This window comes from Bradyrhizobium sp. A5, from assembly GCF_042076515.1.
GTDB classification, from domain to species: domain Bacteria; phylum Pseudomonadota; class Alphaproteobacteria; order Rhizobiales; family Xanthobacteraceae; genus Bradyrhizobium; species Bradyrhizobium cosmicum.
Map to the genome: position 1 here is coordinate 6,712,704 of NZ_CP148990.1, position 15,212 is coordinate 6,727,915.

The 15,212-nt window shown below is 65.6% G+C and carries 16 protein-coding genes; 12 read left to right on the forward strand and 4 right to left on the reverse strand.

Annotated features, from left to right (window positions below; all coding sequences use genetic code 11):
• The first annotated feature begins 75 nt into the window (after positions 1-75).
• Both argJ and WHZ77_RS31750 read left to right on the forward strand, forming a co-directional pair.
• The gene (argJ, locus tag WHZ77_RS31745) at positions 76-1,317 is read left to right on the forward strand and encodes a bifunctional glutamate N-acetyltransferase/amino-acid acetyltransferase ArgJ (protein WP_375311529.1); all 1,242 of its coding nucleotides are present in this window, start codon (positions 76-78) and stop codon (positions 1,315-1,317) included.
• A 4-nt stretch (positions 1,318-1,321) separates the two neighbouring features.
• Positions 1,322-1,732, forward strand: coding sequence for a (deoxy)nucleoside triphosphate pyrophosphohydrolase (locus WHZ77_RS31750; protein ID WP_375311530.1), 411 nt, complete (start codon positions 1,322-1,324; stop codon positions 1,730-1,732).
• 138 nt (positions 1,733-1,870) lie between these two features.
• Here the strand turns inward: WHZ77_RS31750 and WHZ77_RS31755 are convergent, their stop codons facing one another.
• Positions 1,871-2,719: a methyltransferase domain-containing protein gene (locus WHZ77_RS31755; protein ID WP_375314858.1), complete on the reverse strand. Its 849-nt coding sequence runs from the start codon at positions 2,717-2,719 to the stop codon at positions 1,871-1,873.
• Positions 2,720-2,858: 139 nt separating this feature from the next.
• Here WHZ77_RS31755 and WHZ77_RS31760 point away from each other — a divergent pair, with 139 nt between their 5' ends.
• From WHZ77_RS31760 to WHZ77_RS31780, 5 genes are read left to right on the forward strand one after another with little or no spacing between them, the layout of a single operon-like run.
• Entirely contained in the window at positions 2,859-3,188 is a 330-nt protein-coding gene (locus WHZ77_RS31760) for an NIPSNAP family protein (protein ID WP_375311531.1), read from the forward strand.
• Positions 3,178-3,969: a ComF family protein gene (locus tag WHZ77_RS31765; protein WP_375311532.1), complete on the forward strand. Its 792-nt coding sequence runs from the start codon at positions 3,178-3,180 to the stop codon at positions 3,967-3,969. The genes WHZ77_RS31760 and WHZ77_RS31765 overlap by 11 nt, the downstream gene beginning before the upstream one ends.
• A gap of 47 nt (positions 3,970-4,016) precedes the next feature.
• Positions 4,017-4,292 carry a glutaredoxin 3 gene (gene grxC / locus WHZ77_RS31770; RefSeq protein ID WP_375311533.1) on the forward strand — a complete coding sequence of 92 codons (276 nt, stop codon included), beginning with the start codon at positions 4,017-4,019 and terminating at the stop codon, positions 4,290-4,292.
• Positions 4,289-5,179, forward strand: a complete 891-nt coding sequence (locus tag WHZ77_RS31775) for a carbon-nitrogen hydrolase family protein (RefSeq protein ID WP_375311534.1) — start codon at positions 4,289-4,291, stop codon at positions 5,177-5,179. The genes grxC and WHZ77_RS31775 overlap by 4 nt, the downstream gene beginning before the upstream one ends.
• The gene (locus WHZ77_RS31780) at positions 5,176-5,658 is read left to right on the forward strand and encodes a DUF1178 family protein (RefSeq protein WP_375311535.1); all 483 of its coding nucleotides are present in this window, start codon (positions 5,176-5,178) and stop codon (positions 5,656-5,658) included. The genes WHZ77_RS31775 and WHZ77_RS31780 overlap by 4 nt, the downstream gene beginning before the upstream one ends.
• Here WHZ77_RS31780 and WHZ77_RS31785 read toward each other — a convergent pair.
• The 3 genes from WHZ77_RS31785 to WHZ77_RS31795 form a co-directional block, all read right to left on the reverse strand.
• Positions 5,655-6,554: an EamA family transporter gene (locus tag WHZ77_RS31785; RefSeq protein WP_375311536.1), complete on the reverse strand. Its 900-nt coding sequence runs from the start codon at positions 6,552-6,554 to the stop codon at positions 5,655-5,657. The genes WHZ77_RS31780 and WHZ77_RS31785 overlap by 4 nt on opposite strands.
• 108 nt (positions 6,555-6,662) lie before the next feature.
• The gene (gene ubiG / locus WHZ77_RS31790; protein ID WP_375311537.1) at positions 6,663-7,436 is read right to left on the reverse strand and encodes a bifunctional 2-polyprenyl-6-hydroxyphenol methylase/3-demethylubiquinol 3-O-methyltransferase UbiG; all 774 of its coding nucleotides are present in this window, start codon (positions 7,434-7,436) and stop codon (positions 6,663-6,665) included.
• 14 nt (positions 7,437-7,450) lie between these two features.
• Positions 7,451-7,918: a PH domain-containing protein gene (locus WHZ77_RS31795; RefSeq protein ID WP_375311538.1), complete on the reverse strand. Its 468-nt coding sequence runs from the start codon at positions 7,916-7,918 to the stop codon at positions 7,451-7,453.
• A gap of 150 nt (positions 7,919-8,068) precedes the next feature.
• On the opposite strand from WHZ77_RS31795, the gene WHZ77_RS31800 reads away from it, so the two are divergent.
• From WHZ77_RS31800 to WHZ77_RS31820, 5 genes are all read left to right on the forward strand, one after another.
• On the forward strand, positions 8,069-9,325 hold the full coding sequence (locus WHZ77_RS31800; protein WP_375311539.1) for an aspartate kinase: 1,257 nt from the start codon (positions 8,069-8,071) through the stop codon (positions 9,323-9,325).
• A 353-nt stretch (positions 9,326-9,678) separates the two neighbouring features.
• Positions 9,679-11,946, forward strand: a complete 2,268-nt coding sequence (gene ptsP, locus WHZ77_RS31805) for a phosphoenolpyruvate--protein phosphotransferase (RefSeq protein ID WP_375311540.1) — start codon at positions 9,679-9,681, stop codon at positions 11,944-11,946.
• 57 nt (positions 11,947-12,003) lie between these two features.
• Entirely contained in the window at positions 12,004-13,089 is a 1,086-nt protein-coding gene (gene prfA, locus WHZ77_RS31810; RefSeq protein WP_375311541.1) for a peptide chain release factor 1, read from the forward strand.
• Between the two features lie 7 nt (positions 13,090-13,096).
• Positions 13,097-13,978, forward strand: coding sequence for a peptide chain release factor N(5)-glutamine methyltransferase (gene prmC, locus WHZ77_RS31815; protein WP_375311542.1), 882 nt, complete (start codon positions 13,097-13,099; stop codon positions 13,976-13,978).
• Positions 13,979-14,440: 462 nt separating this feature from the next.
• A complete protein-coding gene (locus WHZ77_RS31820; protein ID WP_375311543.1) occupies positions 14,441-15,211 on the forward strand; it encodes a DUF4167 domain-containing protein in 771 nt (256 codons plus the stop codon).
• Position 15,212: the final 1 nt, after the last annotated feature.

Below are 15,212 nucleotides of genomic sequence, written 5' to 3' on the forward strand. Positions count from 1 at the left end.
AGTATCTAACGTCGCAATGGCCGGGCAAAAGCCCGGCCATCTGCATATTCAGACCCCATCAAGGCGCGCCCAACGATGTCCTCAGCCGTCTCTCCCCTCGCCCCCAAATCTGTTCCTGACATGCCCACCATCGCGGGCGTTCGTCTCGCGACGGCAGAGGCCGGCATCCGCTATAAGAACCGCACCGACGTGTTGCTGGCGGTAATGGACAAGGGCACCGCGGTCGCCGGCGTCTTCACCAAGTCGAAATGCCCGTCCGCGCCGGTGGAATGGTGCCGCGCCAAGCTGAAGGGCGGCAAGGCGCGCGCCCTCGTCGTCAATTCCGGCAACGCCAATGCCTTCACCGGCAAGACCGGCCGCTCCTCCACCGCGCTGACCGCGAAGATCGCGGCCAAGGCCGTCGGTTGCAGCGAGAGCGAAATCTTCCTGGCCTCGACCGGCGTGATCGGCGAGCCGCTGGATGCGACCAAGTTCGACGGCGTGCTGGGCGGTCTCGCCGAGACCGCCCAGGCCGGCGATTATCTTGCCGCCGCCAAGGCGATCATGACCACCGACACCTTCCCGAAGGTCGCGACCGCGACCGTCAAGCTCGGCAAGGCCAAGGTCACCATCAACGGCATGGCCAAGGGCGCCGGCATGATCGCCCCCGACATGGCGACGATGCTGTCCTTCATCTTCACCGACGCGCCGATCGCACCGGCCGCACTGCAGGCGCTGCTGAAGGCCGGAGTCGAGGACACCTTCAACGCGGTGACGATCGACGGCGACACCTCGACCTCGGACACGCTGCTGGCCTTCGCGACCGGCGCCGCCGCCGAGCACGGCGCGCCCAAGATCAGCCGCGCCAGCGATCCCGGGCTGAAGGCCTTCGTCAAGGCCTTCAACCAAGTGCTCGCCAATCTTTCCGAGCAGGTCGCCCGCGACGGCGAAGGCGCGCGCAAGCTGGTCGAGATCACCGTCGAAGGCGCCAAGACCAAGGCCTCCGCACGCAAGATTGCGATGTCGATCGCCAACTCGCCGCTGGTGAAGACCGCGATCGCCGGCGAGGACGCCAATTGGGGCCGCGTGGTGATGGCGGTCGGCAAGGCCGGCGAGCCGGCCGATCGCGACAAGCTGTCGATCTCCTTCAACGGCATCCGCGTCGCCAAGAGCGGCGCGCGCGACCCATCCTATGACGAGGCGCAGGTGTCGGAAGCGATGAAGGCGCCGGAGATTGCGATCAAGGTCTCGCTGGGCCTCGGCAAGGGCCGCGACCGCGTGCTGACTTGCGACCTCACCAAGGAATACGTCGCGATCAACGGCGATTACCGGTCCTGATCTGATGGCTGAGCTGAAGCTTACCCTCGTCGTGGCCTGCGCGCTCGTCGACGCCGACAAGCGCGTCCTGATCGCGCAGCGCCCCGAGGGCAAGACGCTGGCCGGCCTCTGGGAATTCCCCGGCGGCAAGTGTGAGCCCGGCGAGCGGCCGGAGCAGAGCCTGATCCGCGAGCTCCACGAGGAGCTCGGCATCACCGTCGCCGAGCCGTGCCTGGCGCCGCTGACGTTTGCGAGCCACGGCTACGAGACCTTTCACCTGTTGATGCCGCTCTATATCTGCCGTCGCTGGGAAGGGCAGGTGACGCCGCGCGAAGGCCAGACCCTTGCCTGGGTCCGCGCCAACAAGCTGCGCGACTATCCGATGCCGCCCGCGGACATTCCGCTGATCCCGCATTTGATTGACTTGTTGATGTGAGATCGGACCTCATCCTGAGGAGACCGCGAAGCGGTCGTCTCGAAGGATGGCCACACGGCAAGCGACGGCGCTGCATGGTTCGCGCGGCGATGCGAAGCATCGTCCGCCAGGCGCTGACGCGCCTCCTCACCATGAGGATCACTCTTTCCCAGCCTTCTTCACCGCCTCCGCCAGGCTCGCTTTCGCCGACCCCGGCTTCAACGGCTGCTGCTGGCTCGCATGCGGGGCCCAGCCGGAGAGCCAGATGATGTCGAACGTTGCGCGGATACGGCCGTCGGCATCGGCGAAGCGCTCGGCGTAGATTTCGGCCATCCGCAGCAGTGTCGCGCGGCGGCTGGGTGTGCGGCGCCGCTCGATCAGCACGTTGGCCGCGCCCATGCGGCGGAGATCCTGCATCAACGCGAACGCATTGCCATAACGCACTACGACGCGATCGACGTCGGTCACCGGCAACGCAAAGCCCGCCCGCTGCAGCAGTGCGCCGATGTCTCTGAGATCAGCGAACGGCGCCACCCGCGGTGACACGCCGCCCTCGCATTCGGCTTCCGCCGCGGCAAAGGCCTGACGCAGCTCGGTCAGGCTGTCACCGCCGATCATCGCGGCGAGCAGCAAGCCATCCGGCTTCAGCGCACGACGGATTTGCGTGAGCACGCCTGGCAGGTCGTTAACGAATTGCAGTGCCAGGGCCGAGACGACGAGATCGAGCCTTTCGGGAGCGAAGGGCAGCTTCTCGGCGCCCGCCGGATCGAGTGCGATCCGCTCAATGGAAGGAAGTTGCGTGCGCAGTCCGGCGAGCCCTTCACCGGGCGTCCAGAGATCGGCCGGTGCTTGAAATTCTCGCATCACTGCGGCCAGCCGATCCGACATGTCTTCGGCGACCCGATCGAGCAGGAAACTCACGGCACCTTGCGCCTGCGCGCGCCGCTGCCGCGCATGCAGCAAAGCGCGGTCGAACAGGGCGGGCGGGGTTTGCGGGGTCGAAGCCATGATGCTGGTTACGCCGATCACGGCGGTTCTGGCAATCCACTGCGTGTGGCGCTAGCTTCCCTGATGGAAGCCGACAACGGCCCTCGCGTTCCAAGCCAATAGTCCGCGCCAGGTGCGCGGCGCGCCGGAGTATCCGACGATGGTCACTTGTTATCTGCGATACGAGGTCCCGCCGGACAAGCTCGCCGAATTCGAGGCTTACGGCAGGATGTGGCTGGAACTACTGCCTAGATTCGGCGGCATCCACCACGGGTACTTCCTGTCCTCGGAAGGGGCCAGCGACGTCGCGCTGGCGATGTTCAGCTTCCCGAGCTTCGCGGCCTACGAGCAATATCGGAAAGACAGCGCCGAAGATCCGGACGTTCAGAAGGCGATCGCCTTCGCAAAGGAGACGCGCTGCTTCCGACGTTATGAGCGATCATTCTTCCGACCCGTGCTCCCGAATGAGCAGCAGGCCGATGGACGTTGAGGCATCACGCTTCATTTCGAGCTATCTGCGCGGCGCGCTGGGCGTTGGCCGCCACGTGCTGTCCCGCGCAGCACGGCTCGCGCTCGACATTGCGCTGCCGACGCTGTGCGTCTCCTGCCGCGAGCCGGTCGATGGCGAGGGCGTTTGCGCGGCGTGCTGGGCGCGGCTGTCGTTCATCGAACGGCCCTATTGCCCGCGGCTCGGTATTCCCTTTGTTTATGATCCCGGCCCCGACATGCTGTCGATGGAGGCGATCGCGAGCCCGCCGGCCTACCAGCGGGCGCGCGCGGCGGTTCGCTATGACGACGTCGCTCGCACGCTCGTACACGCTCTAAAATACCAGGACCGCACCGATCTGGCGCCCGCCATGGGCCGCTGGATGGCGCGCGCGGGCAGCGAGTTGCTCACCGGCGCCGACATGCTGGTGCCGGTGCCGCTGCATTGGCGGCGGGCCTGGCGCCGCCGCTACAACCAGTCCGGGGCGCTGGCGCGGATCATCGAGCGGCAGAGCGGGGTCAAGGTGCGCGGCGAGGTGCTGCGCCGGGTGCGCGCCACAGAGCAGCAAATCGGCCTGTCGCGGGCCCAGCGCGCCACCAATGTGCAGGGTGCATTCCAGGTATCCGCCGACCGTCAGGCCGAGGTCCAGGGCCGCCGCATCATCCTGATCGACGATGTCCTGACCTCGGGCGCGACGCTGGATGCCTGCGCACGGGCATTGCTCCGCGCCAAGGCAGCCCAGGTCGACGTGCTGGTCTTTGCCCGGGTTGTGGAGATCAGGTGAAGTCCCATATAATTCAATGAATTCATGACACGAGAGCGCCAGCCAACATGACCGCTGCTGTCGAGATCTACACGAGGCCCGGCTGCGGCTATTGTTCCGCCGCCAAATCGCTGCTGACCCGCAAGAAGGCGACTTTCGCCGAGTTCGACGTCGCCAAGAACCCGTTCTGGCGCGACGAGATGTACGACCGCGCCGGCGAAGGCTCGACCTTCCCGCAGATCTGGATCGGCGGCACCCATGTGGGCGGCTGCGACGACCTCTACGCGCTCGACCGCGAGGGCAAACTCGATGAGATGCTCGAGAGCGTGAAGGCGGTATCATGAGCCAGGATCAAGCTCAGGATCGCACCTTCACTGCGGCCATGATCCAGCTGCGCACCGGCCTGCTGCCCGGGCCGAGCCTCGCGCAGGCCACCCAGCTGATCCGGCAGGCGGCGGCGAGCGGTGCCGACTACGTGCAGACGCCCGAAGTCAGCAACATGATGCAGCTGAACCGCACGGCGCTGTTCGAGCACCTCCAGAGCGAAGAGGACGACACCTCGCTGAAGGCCTATCGCGCGCTCGCGGCCGAGCTGAAGATCCACATCCATGTCGGCTCGCTGGCGCTGCGCTTCTCGGAAGAGAAGGCGGTGAACCGCTCGTTCCTGATCGGGCCCGAGGGCAATGTGCTCGCGAGCTACGACAAGATCCATATGTTCGACATCGTGCTTCCGGACGGCGAGAGCTATCGCGAATCCGCCAATTACCAGCCGGGCGAGACCGCCGTGATCTCCGACCTGCCCTGGGGCCGCATCGGGCTGACGATCTGCTACGACGTCCGCTTTCCCGCGCTCTACCGCGCGCTGGCCGAGAGCGGGGCGGCCTTCCTCACGGTGCCCTCCGCCTTCACCCGCAAAACCGGCGAAGCGCATTGGCACATCCTGCTGCGCGCGCGCGCCATCGAGACCGGTTGCTTCGTGTTCGCGGCGGCGCAGGCGGGGCTGCATGAGAACAAGCGCGAGACGTTCGGTCACTCCCTGATCATCGATCCCTGGGGCGAGATCCTCGCCGAGGGCGATGTCGAGCCCGGCATCATCATGGCCAAGATCGATCCGGCCAAGGTCGAGACCGCCCGCCGCGCCATCCCCTCGCTCCAGCACGGCCGCCGCTTTGGCGTCGCCGATCCCAAGGCCGGGCCCGACCATCTGCACCTGGTGCGGGGATCGGCATGATCCGCTACGCGCTCCACTGCGACAAAAACCACGAATTCGAAAGCTGGTTCCAGAGTTCGTCGGCCTATGATTCCCAGGTGAAGCGCAAGCTGGTGACCTGTCCGATCTGCGGCTCGGCCAAGGTCGGCAAGGCGATCATGGCCCCGCGCATCGTCGGCAAGAAGGGCCGCGGACCCGCAACGCCGCCGCCCGAGCCGACCGCTGCGCCTGCGCCCGAGGCGATGCCGTCCGGACCGACCTCACTCCTGATGGCGCAGGAGCGCGAGCTTCGCACCAAGCTGAAGGAGCTGCGCGATCATATCGTCAAGAATGCCGATAATGTCGGCGAGCGCTTTGCGAACGAAGCCCGCGCCATGCATTACGGCGACAAGGAGCATCGCCCGATCTATGGCGAGGCCTCGCCGGACGAGGCGAAGTCGCTGATCGACGAGGGCATCGAGGTGTCGCCGTTGCCGACGCTGCCCGAAGACCGGAATTAGGCCCCGACCAGCACTGCGACGCCGACCACGATCAGCGCGATGCCAAAAATCTCGCGCGCGGCAATCGGCTGCTTGAACGAGTAGTAGGCCACGGCTTGCGCGAACAGCACCTCGATCAAGGCGAGCGTGCGGACATTGGCGGCCGCCGTCAGCGCGAACGCCAGGAACCAGAATTGCGAGGCGAAGGCACCCATGAAGCCCGCAAGCAGCGACGGCTTCCACAATCCCAGAATCGCCTGCAGCACCTTTGGCGCGCGCCAGAGCAGATAGATCGTCAGGATCAGCGTCTGCACGAACAGGCCGAGCACCAGCGTGAACGAGGCCGAGGTCACGAAGGAGACGCCGGGAACGTTGATGATGGCGCCGCGAAAACCGACCGCAGACATCGCGAATGCCGCGGCGGCGACGAGACCGGTGATGGTCGGCTTCAGCTCGGCAAAACTCTTCTCGCCGCCGGGCCGCAGCGCAGTGGTGACGACGCCGATGGTCGCGACCACGATCGCCAGCACCTTGAGCCAAGTCAGGTGATCGCCGAGGAAGACGAATCCGAAGATCGCGGTCTGGATCGCCTCGGTCTTCAGGTACGCGGTCGTCACCACGAAGGAGCGGTCGTTCATGGCGAGCAGCATCAGGCCGGTCGCGACGATCTGGCTGAGCGCGCCCAGCAGCAGCCACGGCCAGAACACGGTCGGCGGCGCATTGAGGTGATCGCCGGTCGCCACCAACACCACACCCAGAAACAGCAGCGAGAACGGGAAGCCGAACAGGAAGCGGATATTGGTCGCCCCCCACGTCCCCAGCGGCTTCGTCAACGACCGCTGCATCGCATTGCGCGCAACCTGGCCGAGCGCGGCGATGACAGTGAAGGGAATCCAGAGGCTGGTAACGGTGAGCATGGGGTGGGGGCTGGAGAACTGAAAGATTCCGGCCAACCTGCCGCTAGCGGCGAAGCAGGTCAATCAGGCCCACGTCATAGGAGCGATGCTCGCGCACTGCTCACCCCCTCAGACCATGCCTTCCGCCACCACCATGTAGTTCACGTCCATGTCCGACGAGAGGGACCATTTGTCGGCGAACGGGCTGTAGACGACGCCGGTCTGCTCGGTGATGACGAGGCGGTTGTCGAGGAGGTATTTCGTCAGCTCGTCGGGGGTGACGAACTTGTTCCATTCGTGGGTGCCGCGCGGCAGCCAGCGCAGGACGTATTCGGCGCCGACGATGGCGAGCGCGAAGCTCTTCCAGTTCCGGTTCAGCGTCGAGACCACCATCAGGCCGTTCGGCTTCAGCATCGCCGCGCAGCGTTTCAGGAAGACGCCGACATCGACGACATGCTCGACCACTTCCATCGCCAGCACGATGTCGAAGCGCTCGCGCGGATCGATCTCCTCCACCGTGGTGCAGCGGTAGTCGATCGCAAGATGGCCCTTGTCGGCATGCAGCTTCGCCGCCGCGATGTTGCTCGCCGACGGATCGACGCCGATGACCTGCGCGCCGAGCCGCGACAGCGGCTCGCACAGCAGGCCGGCACCGCAGCCGATGTCGAGCACGCGCAGGCCGCCGAGACTGTTGAGGCTGCGCACGTTACGCTCGAACTTGCGGCAGGCGGCGTCGCGAATGTAGCCGAGCCGCAGCGGGTTGATCCGGTGCAGCGGGGCCATCTTGCCGTTGGGGTCCCACCACTCGGCCGAGAGCTTTGAGAATTTCGCGATCTCGGCGGCGTCGACGGTCGAGCCGGGCTGAGGGCTTGCGGGTACGGGAGTATTTTGCTGCATGCTCATGGTTGCGCGCGGTCCTACCGCGTGGTGATCGAACTGCGGAAGGCGAGCGGCGAGGAGATGGTGGTGATCTTCTCGATCCCCTCGCCGACACCCCGGATTGTCACGTCGCCATAATTGAGAATACGTCCAAGAATCGACTGGTCGACGTCGACGCTCTCGACCTTGTCCAGCGCCATCTCGAAGGTGCGGCGCTTGATGAAGCCCGTCTTGTGCACAACCCTGAGGTTGGTGACGTCGGTCTCGGTGGTGAAGCGATGGAACCAGCCCTTCACGGTCCAGTACAGCGCGGCCAGAGCCGCGAGGCCGGAGGCGACGAGACAGAGCAGCACGAGCCCCTCGACGATGGTTTGCCGGGACGCGACGAAGAACGCCAAGGCCACGACCCAGGCCACGATCGCCGGGATATAGAAAATCCAGTGCGCATTGGTCGAATACAGCACCTTCTCGCCGGGCTGAAGAATCTCGTCGATATAGCGCGCCATGATCCGGTTAACCCACTACCCCACAACCGGCCCCGCAGGAACCCGCTTGCCCCCGGCCCCGCCGCTATGTATACGCGCGGTCGGTGTCCGCAGGCACCCGTCCGGTGCGGGTCACCATACTGATCCTTATGAAGGAATGCACGCGTCGTCATGAGCCGCCTCGTGATGAAATTCGGCGGCACATCCGTCGCCAACATCGAACGTATCCGCAACGTCGCACGCCATGTGAAGCGTGAGGTCGACGCCGGCCATGAAGTGGCCGTGGTCGTCTCGGCGATGTCCGGAAAAACCAACGAGCTGGTGGCCTGGTGCACCGAGGCCTCGCCGATGCACGACGCGCGCGAATACGACGCCGTCGTCGCCTCCGGCGAACAGGTGACCTCGGGCCTTCTGGCCATCGTGCTCCAGAGCATGGGCATCCAGGCCCGCTCCTGGCAGGGCTGGCAGATCCCGATCAAGACCAGCGACGCCCATGCCTCGGCCCGGATCGAGGACATCGATGGCAGCGAGATCATCAAGCGCTTTCAGGAGCGCAAGGAAGTCGCGGTCATCGCCGGCTTCCAGGGCGTCAATCCCGAGACGGGCCGCATCACCACGCTCGGCCGCGGCGGCTCCGACACCTCGGCCGTGGCGATCGCCGCCGCCGTCAAGGCGGACCGCTGCGACATCTACACCGACGTCGACGGAGTCTACACCACCGACCCGCGAATCGTGCCGAAGGCCAAGCGGCTCGACAAGATCGCGTTCGAGGACATGCTGGAACTGGCTTCCCAGGGCGCCAAAGTGCTCCAGGTTCGGTCGGTGGAACTCGGCATGGTCCACAACATGCCGATCTTCGTCCGCTCGAGCTTCGACAAGCCCGAGGATATCGACCCGCATGCCAACCAGCCGCCCGGCACGCTGATCTGCAGCGAGGAGGAGATCATGGAAAGCCACGTCGTCACAGGCATCGCCTTTTCGAAGGACGAGGCCCAGATCTCGGTGCGCCAGATCGAGGACAAGCCAGGCGTCGCCGCGTCGATCTTCGGCCCGCTGGCCGATGCCAACATCAACGTCGACATGATCGTCCAGAACGTGTCCGAGGACGGCAAGACCACCGACCTCACCTTCACGGTGCCGGCCGCGGACTACACCCGCGCCAAGGACACGATTACCGCCGCCAAGGCCAAGATCGGCTATAGCAGGCTCGATTCCGCCACCGACGTCGCCAAGATCTCGGTGATCGGCAGCGGCATGCGCAGCCACGCCGGCGTCGCCGCCCAGGCATTTTCGGCCCTCGCGGGACGGAATATCAACATCCGGGCCATTACAACCTCCGAGATCAAATTCTCGGTTTTGATCGACACCGCCTATACCGAACTCGCGGTCCGCACCCTGCACACGCTCTACGGGCTCGATCAGGCCTAAAGCGCGGCCGTCGTCGCGCTTTAGATTGTTGCTAGAGCATGGTCTTTCCGGAAAACCGCTTCGCACTTTTCCGGACCATGCTTGGACTAATTTTCTCTTAGCGGCCGCAGCAAACGCGAAGGTGTACACACCTTCGCGTCTGGCAGGCGTTTTGCTTGGCAAAACAAGCCTCAATTCGCTATACGGCGAACAGGGTGGGCTGCCGCAGACTGTGTCCCAGTTCAGGCTGCTGATTCGGTGCAAGCGGTCGTTTGCGCCTGCGCCGGACAGACAATTTGGTTGTTTTTCTGGAATTTTGGGCCAGCCGCCGGCCAATATCGCCGGGCCAGGCACACGGAGGAGATTGACGGTTCATGCGGAGCGCGTCGGGAGGTCCCCGCGTCTTGTTGAGACGGCTCCGCGAAACCATGGCGGAGCAGGTCTCGGCCCAGGAGCGGCTGGACAAGATCGTGGTGCTGATCGCCGCCAACATGGTGGCCGAGGTGTGCTCGGTCTATGTGCTGCGCATCGACAACACGCTCGAGCTCTACGCCACCGAGGGCCTCAACCGCGAGGCCGTCCACCACACCGTGCTGAGCGCCCATGAGGGCCTGGTCGGCCTCGTCGCCAGCGAGGCGACCCCGCTCAATTTGAGCGATGCGCAGAGCCACCCGGCCTTCTCGTTCCGCCCCGAGACCGGCGAGGAAATCTACCACTCCTTCCTCGGCGTGCCGATCCTGCGCGCCGGCAACACGCTCGGCGTGCTGGTGGTGCAGAACCGCGCCAAGCGCAATTATGTCGAGGAAGAGCTCGAGGCGCTGCAGACCACCGCGATGGTGCTGGCGGAGCTGATCGCCTCCGGCGAATTGTCCGCACTGGCCCAGCCGGGCCAGGAGCCCGCCGCGCGCCATTCCGCGCAGAAGGTCGGCGCGATCCTGTCGGAAGGCATCGCGCTTGGCCATGTCGTGCTGCACGAGCCGCGCGTCGTCATCAAGGACTACATCGCCGAGGACCTGCCGAAGGAAATCAAGCGGCTCGACACCGCGCTGGCCAAGCTGCGCGCCGATCTCGACCGCATGCTGGAGCGCGGCGACGTCGCCGAGGGCGGCGAGCACCGCGAGGTGCTGGAAGCCTACCGCATGTTCGCCAACGACCAGGGCTGGTCGCACAAGCTGCACGAGGCGGTCGCCACCGGCCTCACCGCGGAAGCCGCCGTCGAGCGCGTGCAGTCCGACACCCGCGCGCGCATGCTGCGCTCGACCGACCCCTATTTGCGCGACCGGCTGCATGACCTCGAAGACCTCGGCTACCGCCTGATGCGGCAGCTGGTGGGGCAGGATCACGCGCCGTCACGCGAACAATTGCCCGACAATGCCATCGTCATCGCCCGCGCGATGGGACCGGCGGCGCTGCTCGACTACGACCGCAAGCGCCTGCGCGGCATCGTGCTGGAGGAAGGCACCGCCAATTCCCACGTCTCGATCGTGGCGCGCGCACTCGGAATCCCCGCGGTCGGCGAGGTGCCGAACGCGCCCGGCATCGCCGATCCCGGCGACGCCATCATCGTCGACGGCACCTCGGGCGCGATCTATGTGCGCCCGTCGCAGGAGGTCGAGGCGGCCTTCGCCGAGCGCGTGCGCTTCCGCGCCCGCCGCCAGGCGCAATATCTGGCGCTGCGCGATCGGCCCTGCGTCACCAGGGACGGCCAGAAGGTCGAGCTGATGATCAACGCAGGGTTAGCCATCGACCTGCCGCATATCGAGGACACCGGCAGCGCCGGCATCGGCCTGTTCCGCACCGAGCTGCAATTCATGGTCGGCCAGAGCCTGCCGCGCACCAGCGACCAGCTCGCGCTGTATCGCACCGTGCTGGATGCTGCCGGCACCAAGCCCGTCACCTTCCGCACGCTCGACATCGGCGGCGACAAGGCGCTGCCCTATATGGAAGCGGTGATCGAGGAGAACCCAGCGCTCGGCTGGCGCGCGATCCGGCTCGGGCTGGACCGTCCGGGCCTTTTGCGCGGCCAGATCCGCGCGCTGCTGCGCGCCGGCGGCGGCCGCGCGCTGCGCATCATGTTCCCGATGATCTCGGAGGTCGCCGAATTCGACTCGGCCAAAGCACTGGTCGAGCGCGAGCTGACTTACCTGCGCCAGCACGGCCACACGCTGCCTGAAAGAATCGACATCGGCACCATGGTCGAGGTGCCCGCTTTGCTCTACCAGCTCGATGAGCTCCTGAAGAAGGTCGACTTCATCTCGGTCGGCTCCAACGATCTGTTCCAGTTCCTGTTCGCGGTCGATCGCGGCAACGCCAAGGTCTCCGAGCGCTTCGACACCATGTCGGCACCCATCCTGCGCGTGCTGCGCGAGATCGCACGCAAGTCCAACGCCGCGAAGAAGTCGTTGTCGCTCTGCGGCGAGATGGCCTCGAAGCCGATCGGCGCGCTCGCCCTGATCGCGATGGGCTATCGCTCGCTGTCGCTGTCAGCGACCGCGCTCGGCCCGGTCAAGGCGCTGGTCATCGACCTCGACGCGAAAAAGGCCGAGGCGATGCTCGATCCGCTGCTGGATGCGCCCTCCGGCAGCGTCTCGATCCGGCAGAAGCTGACGGAATTTGCCGAGGCCGAAGGCCTGGCGTTGTAGCGGGCCTGTCCGCTCGCCTTCGCCGCCTCGCTTCCCCGCTTTTTTGAGACCAAACCGATGTCGTCACTCCCCGAAACCAAACTGGACGTCCTGCTCGCGCATCATGCCTCGCTCGAGGCCGAATCGCTGGGGCAACTCTCCTCCGAGCGTTATGTGCAGGTCACGCGCGAGCTCGCCGAGATCACGCCGCTGATCGAGGCGGTGAAGACCTACCGGTCTGCTGTTAAAGAGCTCGCCGACACCGAGGCGCTGATCGCCGATCCCGCAACGGATGCCGAGATGCGCGGCATGGCCGAGGCCGAACGCGACGAGCTCAAACCGAGGATCGAGGACCTCGTCCAGAAGATCCGCGTTGCGCTGTTGCCCAAGGACGCGATGGACGACCGCAACGTGGTGCTGGAAATCCGCGCCGGCACCGGCGGCGACGAGGCCTCGCTGTTCGCCGGCGATCTGTTCCGGATGTACGAGCGCTTCGCGAGCCTGCAGGGCTGGAAGGTCGAGGTGATCTCGGCCAGCGAGGGTACCGTCGGCGGCTACAAGGAAATCATCGCGGAGGTGCAGGGCCGCGGCGCGTTCTCGAAACTGAAGTTCGAATCCGGCGTGCACCGCGTGCAACGCGTGCCCGACACCGAGACGCAGGGACGCATCCACACCTCGGCGGCAACGGTGGCCGTGATGCCTGAGGTCGAGGAGGTCGACGTCGAGATCAAGAACGACGATCTGCGCATCGAGACCATGCGCGCGCAGGGCGCCGGCGGCCAGCACGTCAACAAGACCGAATCGGCGATCCGCATCACCCACATCCCGACCGGGATCGTGGTGATGATGCAGGACAGCCGCTCGCAGCACAAGAACAGGGCTTCGGCCATGAACATCCTGCGCTCGCGCATCTACGACGCCGAGCAGCAGCGCCTCGATGCCGCGCGCTCGGCCGAGCGCAAGGAGAAGGTCGGCTCCGGCGACCGCAGCGAGCGCATCCGCACCTACAATTTTCCGCAGGGGCGCGTCACCGATCACCGCATCAATTTGACGCTCTACAAGCTGCCGCAGGTGATCGCCGGTGAAGCGCTCGGCGAATTGATCGACGCGCTGACCACGGAGCACCAGGCCGGCCAGCTTGCCGCGCAGGGTGTTGCAGCGTGACGGGCGCGTGAGCACTCCCTTCACCGGACTATCGATCGAGGGCGCGCGCCGCGCGCTGGCCGTGCAGCTGAAAGCCGCGCAGTTCGACGAAGCCGAGCTCGATGCCCGTATCCTGCTCGGCGCGGCGGTCGGCCTCGACCTCACCGGCCTGATTGCACAGGCCACCCGGCCCCTCACTGCGACCGAGGCATCGCGTCTCGCGCAGCATGCGCAGCGCCGCATCGCCGGCGAGCCGGTGGCGCGGATTCTCGGTGTCAGGGAGTTCTGGGGCCTGCCGTTCCGGCTCTCGGAAGCAACCTTGGTCCCGCGTCCCGATACCGAGACCGTGGTCGAGCTCGCACTCGAGATTTTTCGCGAACGGAAGACACCTCACCCGCCGCGCATCGCCGACATCGGCACCGGATCCGGCGCAATCCTGCTCGCGCTACTGCATGAAATTCCCAGCGCCTTCGGTGTCGGCACCGATCTCAGCCTCACCGCGCTCAAAACCGCGAAAGGCAATGCCGCCTCTCTCGGCCTCGCCGGCCGCTCGGCTTTCGTGGCCTGCTCCTATGCCGCGGCGCTGCGTGGCCCGTTCGATCTCATCGTGTCGAACCCGCCCTACATTCCCTCTGGGGAAATTCCGACCTTGAGCATCGAGGTGCGCGAGCATGATCCGCATCTGGCGCTCGACGGCGGCAATGACGGCTATGATGCCTATCGCGCGTTGATCCCGCAGGCGGCCGAACGGCTCGCGTCCGGCGGAGCCTTGATCGTCGAGGCCGGACAGGGCCAGGCCCGGGATATCGGGGCCTTGATGACAGCCGCCGGGTTAACGGTGGACAGGCCGCCCAGGGCGGATCTGGCAGGCATTGCGCGGGCGGTTTCGGCCCGAAAAATGCCCCCATAAAAGCCGGATTGGCCTGTAAAAACCTCTTGGAATATCCCTTGGGAACGACTACCTTCCCTCCAGCACATCAGTGTCGGCCCCGTAGACTTACGGGCGAAAGCCGGGCTCAAGCGAGAGCTTCACTGATTTTAGGTTCCAAGCCGCAGGTCCTGTTAAGCGCGATGGCCCATTGAGGTGCGCTGCTTTCCGACCGCAAAGTGAACGAAAGCCTGATATTGCGCGCGAAGACTAACGCAAGAAACCAGGGCTTGTTTTGGCAGGCAATATGAATGGGTTCGCTGGCAATGACTGCTGGCGGGTGGGGAACGCGTCCTTGTTGAACGCGACGGTCGACGAACATCGGCAGGGTTCAAGCCGCTTCTCGTGCGCAGTGCGCGCGAGGACATGCGAACCGCTGTCATCAGGTCAATCTCTGCAATCAGTAATGCGTGCAACCTTTAGGGCTGGAATTAAAGGCAGGACATGAGAAACGGTCAGAACAAGCAGCGGATGCGCAACCGCAACAACAATAATAACAACAACAATAACAACCGGCGCGGTCAGAACCCGATGACCCGGGTCTACGAGTCCAACGGACCCGACATCAAGATCCGCGGCACCGCCTCGCACATCGCCGAAAAGTATCTCCAGCTCGCGCGCGATGCGCGCTCCTCCGGCGACCCCGTGGCAGCCGAGAACTACTACCAGCACGCCGAGCATTATTTCCGCCTGATCGCGACGGCCCAGGAACAGTTCCGCCAGAACCAGCAGCCGCGCGGCGACGAGCCGATCAACAGCAACAGCGGCGACGACGGCGAGGACGACGGCGAGAATTTCTCCAACTTCGGACAGGAGCCGGGCTTCGTCCCGCAGCCGCCGCCGCAGCCCTTCGTCCGTGACGGCCAGCGCGATCATCAGCAGCGTGACAACCAGCCGCGATATCAGCGCGACAACCAGCAGCCGCGCGAACATCGCGAACGCGACCACCTTCCGCAGCCGCAATATCAACCGCCGCAGCCGCTGAACCAGCCCCAGCCCGTCGTTGCCGACACCGGCAGCGTCGATCGCCTGCCATCCTTCATCACCGGCCCGCAGCCGCAGGTGAACGGCGCCCCGAATGGCGGTCCGGGCAGCTTCGAGGGCGGTGGCGGTGGCGAGCGCTTCCCGCGCCGGCGTCGCCGGCCGCATGGCCCGCGTCCCGAGCGCGAAGCCGCTCCCGCCGGCTCGAGCGACGAAGTCGCCCCCGGCGAGTAGG